This is a genomic window from Mesorhizobium sp., from assembly GCF_004963255.1.
Lineage (GTDB): Bacteria > Pseudomonadota > Alphaproteobacteria > Rhizobiales > Rhizobiaceae > Mesorhizobium.
The window spans coordinates 1-6,203 of record NZ_SUGA01000074.1 but is presented as its reverse complement, the minus strand read 5'-3'; the positions used below and the strand labels follow the sequence as shown (position 1 = coordinate 6,203).

5 protein-coding genes are annotated in these 6,203 nt (G+C 60.4%); 3 read left to right on the top strand and 2 right to left on the bottom strand.

Annotation, left to right across the window (positions count from 1 at the left end):
* Positions 1-331 precede the first annotated feature (331 nt).
* From E5X34_RS32320 to E5X34_RS32310, 3 genes are all read left to right on the top strand, one after another.
* Positions 332-1,018, top strand: coding sequence for a hypothetical protein (locus tag E5X34_RS32320; protein ID WP_292573225.1), 687 nt, complete (start codon positions 332-334; stop codon positions 1,016-1,018).
* Complete coding sequence (locus E5X34_RS32315) at positions 939-1,292, top strand: hypothetical protein (RefSeq protein WP_292573223.1); 354 nt, start codon at positions 939-941, stop codon at positions 1,290-1,292. The genes E5X34_RS32320 and E5X34_RS32315 overlap by 80 nt, the downstream gene beginning before the upstream one ends.
* A gap of 232 nt (positions 1,293-1,524) precedes the next feature.
* Positions 1,525-2,121: a DUF6456 domain-containing protein gene (locus tag E5X34_RS32310; RefSeq protein ID WP_292573219.1), complete on the top strand. Its 597-nt coding sequence runs from the start codon at positions 1,525-1,527 to the stop codon at positions 2,119-2,121.
* 61 nt (positions 2,122-2,182) lie between these two features.
* Here the strand turns inward: E5X34_RS32310 and E5X34_RS32305 are convergent, their stop codons facing one another.
* The gene (locus E5X34_RS32305; RefSeq protein WP_292573216.1) at positions 2,183-4,603 is read right to left on the bottom strand and encodes a hypothetical protein; all 2,421 of its coding nucleotides are present in this window, start codon (positions 4,601-4,603) and stop codon (positions 2,183-2,185) included.
* A 214-nt stretch (positions 4,604-4,817) separates the two neighbouring features.
* On the bottom strand, positions 4,818-6,068 hold the full coding sequence (locus E5X34_RS32300) for a DUF763 domain-containing protein (RefSeq protein ID WP_292573212.1): 1,251 nt from the start codon (positions 6,066-6,068) through the stop codon (positions 4,818-4,820).
* Positions 6,069-6,203 lie beyond the last annotated feature (135 nt).

Sequence of the window (6,203 nt, the reverse complement as noted above, 5' to 3'; positions counted from 1 at the left end):
CTGCCTCGTGCGCTAAATATCGGCTCCCGTGCAAAACCCTCCTTGTGGGGGAGATGCCCGGCAGGGCAGAGGGGGGCGCGAAGGAACGCCAACCTCTCGCATGTTGTGCATTCGCTGATACCCCAGGGGTGCGCTTCCTCTTAGCTGATACGTTGGCGGGACAGCGCCCCCCTCTGTCCTGCCGGCCTGCCCGGCCCTTCGCTGTCGCTTCGGGCGTTCGTCATTCGCAAAGCCAAGCAATTGGCTTTGCGTCCGCTTCGCGGACCACTCCTCACCCCCCACTTGGGGGGAGATTAGCCAATCGCCAATGCCCCGCCACCGAGCCCACCCCATGAGCGGCACGATCTGGTCGAAGTTCTTCTGGTCGGACTGGGAGTCGGATCCGAACCTGCGGCTGTGCTCGCTGGCAGCGCAAGGCCTGTGGATGCGCATGCTGTGCATTGCCGCGAGCCACGAGCCCGTCGGCTATGTCGCCATCGCCGGCAAGGGGTTGGAGGAGGCCGCCCTTGCCCGCCTTGCCGCCTGCCCGGAGACGGAGCTTGGCGCGCTGCTTGCCGAGCTGGAAGGCAACCGCGTCTTCTCGCGCGACCGCCACGGCCGCATCTATTCCAGGCGCATGATCGCCGATGCCCGCAAGGCGCGCGCGGCGCGCAAGAACGGCTTGAAGGGCGGCAACCCAAGCCTTTCGAAGGAAAGGGCTTTTCCGCCTTCGGATAAGCGGCGGGCAAGGCCCGGGGATAAGGGCGAGGATAAGCCCCAGAGTCCAGACTCCCAGAGTCCACAAGCCATCGATCCATCGAGAGAAAACGCCCCGGCGTTTTCGTCCCCCGCTTCGCGGGGCAGGAATGGAAAAGCGCCTTCAGGGCAGCCGCCCGAACAGAAATGGCAGCGGCGCAGGACGCATGTCGATGCCGCCAACGCAATCATCGAGGAGATCAATGACCGCAGCCGAATTGCAGCAGGCGGCGAAGGCGCTGGCCGCGATGTTTTCCTGCTTCCCGCAATCCGCGCTCGCTGACGCCGAGATGCAGCTGCGCGGCTATCTCGCCGCCGTGCAGGACGCCGAGCTTGCGGATGTCGAGGCCGCGATCCGGCGCTTCATCCGCGGCGAGGCCAAGGTCGACAACGCCCAGTTCTGCCCGTCGAGCGCCCAGCTTTCCATCGAGGTGCGCGAGCGGCGCCTGATGCGGGAGCTGACTGCGAAGAGAGAGGGGCAATTAAACGCGAGTTCCTCGCCCCCGCTGCGCGGGGGGTCCGAAGGACGGGCGAGACCCGTGGCTCGCCCCGGTTAGTGGCGCGGCGAAGCCGCGACGGAGAGGGGAGCGCCCTCCGCGAAATCAAAGCCGGTTGAGAACCTGGCTCCTCGCATCACAAGCGAAGCCGCCACGAGGGCACCGCAACCTCCTACGCCATTGGCTTCGCGGAGGGCGTCCCCCTCTCCGTCCGCTTCGCGGCCACCTCTCCCCCGCGTTGCGGGGGCGAGGAACCCAAGTTCTGCAACGCCACCCACGAAGGACCGCACCCATGCCCCGCAAACCCTCGAAAAAACCCCAGCCGCCAAAGCTCCCCAAGGGCGAGGCCGAGCAGGTGCGCATCCGCCGCGAGGTCGGCCACGACTTCGCGCTGAAGCAGGACGCCTTCGGCCGCCAGCGGCTGACCGCCGGCACGGCCGAGGCGCGCCGCGTCTACGAAGTGTCGAACGGCGGCCACACCTCCACCGGCGGCATCGTGCGCCTGCGCAATGTCGACCCGCTCACGGGCATCACCTCGCTGACGCGCCAGCAGCGCGAGGCCGGCCAACGCTTCCGCGACGATTTCGAGCGCGCCGCCCGCCACGGGCTGCAGCCGCAATCCTGGAGCGAACGCGTCGATGCCAGCCGCATGGGCGGCGGCGTCCCCGACCGCGTCCTCTCAGCCGGCCGCGCCCATGCCCATGCTGTGGCAGCGCTTGCCCATTGGGAGGTGGCGGAGGTGGTGCGCAAAACCTGCCTCGAAGGCCAGTCGGTGAAAGCGATCGCGGAACGCAGCGGCGAGGGAAGGGATGTGGTGGTGAAGTTGCTGAAGGTGGGGTTGGACCTGCTCGCGGTGCACTATGGGATGATGGGGAGGAAGGCGGGGTGAAGGGCGTGACCTGGGGGTGGCATCTATAGTCGTCACGTTCGCAGTAGGTTCGTTGATCATCTCAAACGACTTGGTTTCTTTGGCGCCTTCTCCATTTCTCTTCGAGAAAGGCACCGTATGAAGCCATATCTAGGTAAAGCTGCTGCGTGAAGTCGGCGAGAAGGCGCAAGTCTTCCATTCTCACCCAGCCGCGAGCGGCGATGTCGGCATGTCTGCCCCCTTTTTCTTCCCATGCGGCTCTAAGACTTCGTGCCGCAAAAAGCTCTGTACCTGTGAGTATTATGACCGGGGCACGTGTGCGCTGTTGTCTCGGAATATATTCCCGCCCCCAAGAGGCAAATCTTCTCAGTCTCGCAATCTCGCTCTTTGAAAGCTCAGAGGCCTCTTTCATTGTGGAGAAGACGATAATCGAGCCTGGGAATCTCTCGGCTAACAGTCTCATTCTATCAACGTCTTCCTGCTCAAAAGCTTCTTTGCCAAAGCTCTTGACTTCACCAAATACTGCCTCCGTTGGGTAATCATTTTCTAATAGCTGTTTGCGTTGGTACCAAAGGGTAACATCCGCTTCCACCTTGCGTCCCAAAGTAAGCTCAAGCTCCTGCCCAGCCGACCAGGTTATTTGCGCATGATCACTTGGGCCGACAGTCTCCGAAAAAAAACGAAGCGTAAGGGCGGCTGCATAGCCACCTCGTGCGTAGTCCGGAAGTGCAAATGGACCGATAAGGCGATACGACCAACGAGTATGCTGGTTACTACTAGGATCAACAATTGGAAAAGGAAATTGCCGAAGGCATAGTCCGCAATTTATCGTTTGGTCGATATCCTTAAGTGCCTGCCAGCTCCAACTGGAGCATTTCTCACATTTGATCTCCAAGCCCAGCTCAACGGCATGGCGCCGCACCAGCGTCTCAAAGTTCCGCCGCCTCCAGATTTCGTCTTTGGTAGCGTTTGCGATGCGGTTTCGAAACTCTTGATGCTGAATGCTCCGTGATCCCGGCTTGCGAGAGATTTCGTTGAGGAGCTTTACGATCTCTGGGTGTGCGAAACTCGACACGCCCCAAAAGCCACCCAGCGTCTGAACGATCTGTTGCGTTGCGCGTCCCGCATCGGAGGTGACAGCCTTGACGTTCTGAGCGTCCAGCCATTTTCGAATAGCGGTAGTGCCCTCAGATAGACGCCAGAAATGCGAAAGGCCTCGGTACCTTGGTATTGCCACAACTCCCTCAGTTGTCGATCGCAGACCATCGATATCGAATGCGAAATTTAAACCTTCCGCCTTTCGATAGTTGGTTGGATAGACGGTCGCTATTTGATCGCCCAGATCCCAGTCGCGCAGCCGGACTACATTAGCCCACCGGTTGTCATTTCCGTATTCTGAGGCGAAGGTGGGATGAAGACCCGCGAATCGCAATTCGCTGTTGCCCGATTCCACTGGCACATCTATTGATTGGCTTTCTGCCGAGACTGTCGGGCGAAGTTGCCGGGCTGCAAAGGCCGGAGATGCCTTCCATAGTTGAGGATACCAATCCTGTCTGGAACTGGCGCCTCTAACATCAATCCTGAAGTGATCATCGTACAGTCCATCGATATCTTCTGTAGGAATTGAGCGCGCGAACATAACAGTTGGATGGACCATTACGCCGTTGTTATTGCCAGGCAATGGACGAAAATTGTGTATAATGAAGTCTTTTGCAAAAGCAGCAAGCTCGTTAATCCACTGGATGGGAATCGGCAGAACATTTTGACGAATACCGCGCAGATTCCAGAAATCTATCAAATCTTGCGGTTTACTTACGTCTAAAACATAAAGCGCCGGATCGCTCCGATCATGGTAGTCGATTGTCAATTTAGAATGACCAATCCGAAGTGCCGAGGTGCCTCCAGTTCGGAAGATTTCCACCAGTCCGCCTTCATCCAATGAGACTACCTTGGGGTCAAACGCGTCGACGAAACCGTCTTTGAAGTATGAGAGGTCGTCATCTACAGGAAAATCACCGAATATGCAGGCACAGAACAGAGTGAGTAGCTTTTCTCTCGAGGTCACATAGATGATGTCATGTTGGTGACGTCTCGTAAATTGATACTCGTTTCTATAAAGGTCGCGATAAAGATCCATCACATCTAGGCCATGGCCACGTGCATCTCGATCTCCGTTCCGGGTCAATACCTGATTAAGCTGAAGTACTCGTTCATTCTCGAATCCCAGACCTTCTGCCAGGCCCTGCTCTGCTTCCACAAGAAAATCAGGCTCAAAGAAATCGAGATAGCCGTTTACAACGCGCGGCGCGGTATCAAACGAGCGACCGTATCGATCCCACCATCGTGGAAGCTGCTTTACAAAGGGGATGATAGGGTTGAACTTGCCGCCCCAAAGGCACGTATTGACTCTGAAGATTTCAAGTAAGTTGGCCTGGTCGTTGGGGCGGACAAGGAACGCAAAGCGAACCGGCCTTAAGCGAACACTGACGCTCACGTGTGACATTTGTTTTCCCCAAGTACCGTTCGGCGTAAGTCCGTGAGCCTCAGAGGGCATACACGAATAACGTCGCGCCAGCTTTGTCTACTTCGAGTGCCCTTCTGCAATGGATTTGGCAAGAAATGGTTCGCGGCTAGATGGGAAATCGGCCGCTGGCATGGCGGCCAGAACTATGGTCGAATTGCAAAAAAAGGGACGCTCCTCCAGTCTTCCTACCGCCCTACTTGCCTCCCTCCGGCACCTTGCGCGCCTCCCACCCAAACACACTCCTACCTCCCAGCAGATGCGACTGGTCCATCTCGCCGGCGACGATCTCCTTCAAGCTCGGCCCCGTCACATACCGCTCCATCCTTCGTGACTCCCCATCCAGCCGCCTCAGCGCCTCCAGTTCCTCATTCCGCCCGAGCTTCGCCTTCCCCACCGCCGATTTCAGCACCGAGATCGTCTCGTCATAGACCTTCAGCGGCACGGGGAAGGGGTGGCGGTCCTTGCCGCCGTGGGCGAGCGAGAAGCGCGCCGGGTCGGAGAAGCGATAGGGCGCGCCGTGCACCACTTCGGAGACCATGGCCAGCGCCCGCACCGTGCGCGGGCCGACGCCGGGGACCAGCAGCAGCTCCGGGAAATCCTTCGGGCCGCTTTCGATGGCCGAGGCGATGTTGCCGTGCAGGCGGCGCATGACGATGTCGCTTTCGCGCACGTCGTGATGCGCGGGCATGACGAGGTTGGGCAGCAGCGGCTGCGCGGCGGGCTCAGGCTCCCGCCGCGGCTCCAGCACGGCAAGCTCGCTCAGGATCTTTTCTGGGCTCATGGTTTTGAGCAGCTCGACCTGGCCGCCGCGCGCTTTTTCGGCGCGGTGGTCGGTCAGGTTGATGATCTCGCCCCGGCGCTCGCCCTCGATCGCCGCATGCGGCTGGTCGACGAAGCTGGTCAAGCCTTCCGAGAGCCAGTGGTAGCGGCGCGCCTGGCGGGCGTCGCCGTTCATCCCTTGCTGCACCACCACCCAGCGCCCGTCATCGGCGACGATGAAGCCGTGCAGGTAAAGGTCGTAGCCGTCCTGCACGGCGGCGCTGTCCACCTTGGCCACCAGCCGGCTGGCGGTGGCCAGAGCATCGCCGTCCAGGCCGACGCGCTCGCCGATGGCCAGCAATTCGCCCGGCGTCTTGCGCGAATGCGCGCCGCGCCCGCCGCAGACATGGATGCCGAGCTCGCCCGAGAGCGGGTTCAGCCCGCGCTTCAGCGCGCCGATGACCGAGGTGGTGATGCCGGAGGAATGCCAGTCCATGCCCATCACGGCGCCGAAGGACTGGAACCAGAAGGGATGTGCCAGGCGCCGCAGAAGCTCGTCGCGGCCGTAATGGTGGATGATCGCCTCGCACAGCACCGCGCCGAGCTTCGTCATGCGCTCGCCCAGCCATTTCGGGACCCGCCCGCCATGCAGCGGCAGGTCGGCGCTGCCGCTTCGCTGCGTCACGTGATTCTCCTGGATGCCGGTGATTTAGATGGCATTTTGACGGGGATTTGCAAGGCGCACGAGCTGCCAATCTCCCCCTCGTGAGGGTTTTGCACGGGAGCCGATATTTAGCGCACGAGGCAGATGGGCGTTTTT

Coding starts and splice junctions, on each gene's coding strand:
- E5X34_RS32310 (WP_292573219.1), top strand. CDS start 1,525: ATGCCCCGCAAACCCTCGAAAAAACCCCAGCCGCCAAAGCTCCCCAAG.
- E5X34_RS32315 (WP_292573223.1), top strand. CDS start 939: ATGACCGCAGCCGAATTGCAGCAGGCGGCGAAGGCGCTGGCCGCGATG.
- E5X34_RS32320 (WP_292573225.1), top strand. CDS start 332: ATGAGCGGCACGATCTGGTCGAAGTTCTTCTGGTCGGACTGGGAGTCG.
- E5X34_RS32305 (WP_292573216.1), bottom strand. CDS start 4,603: ATGTCACACGTGAGCGTCAGTGTTCGCTTAAGGCCGGTTCGCTTTGCG.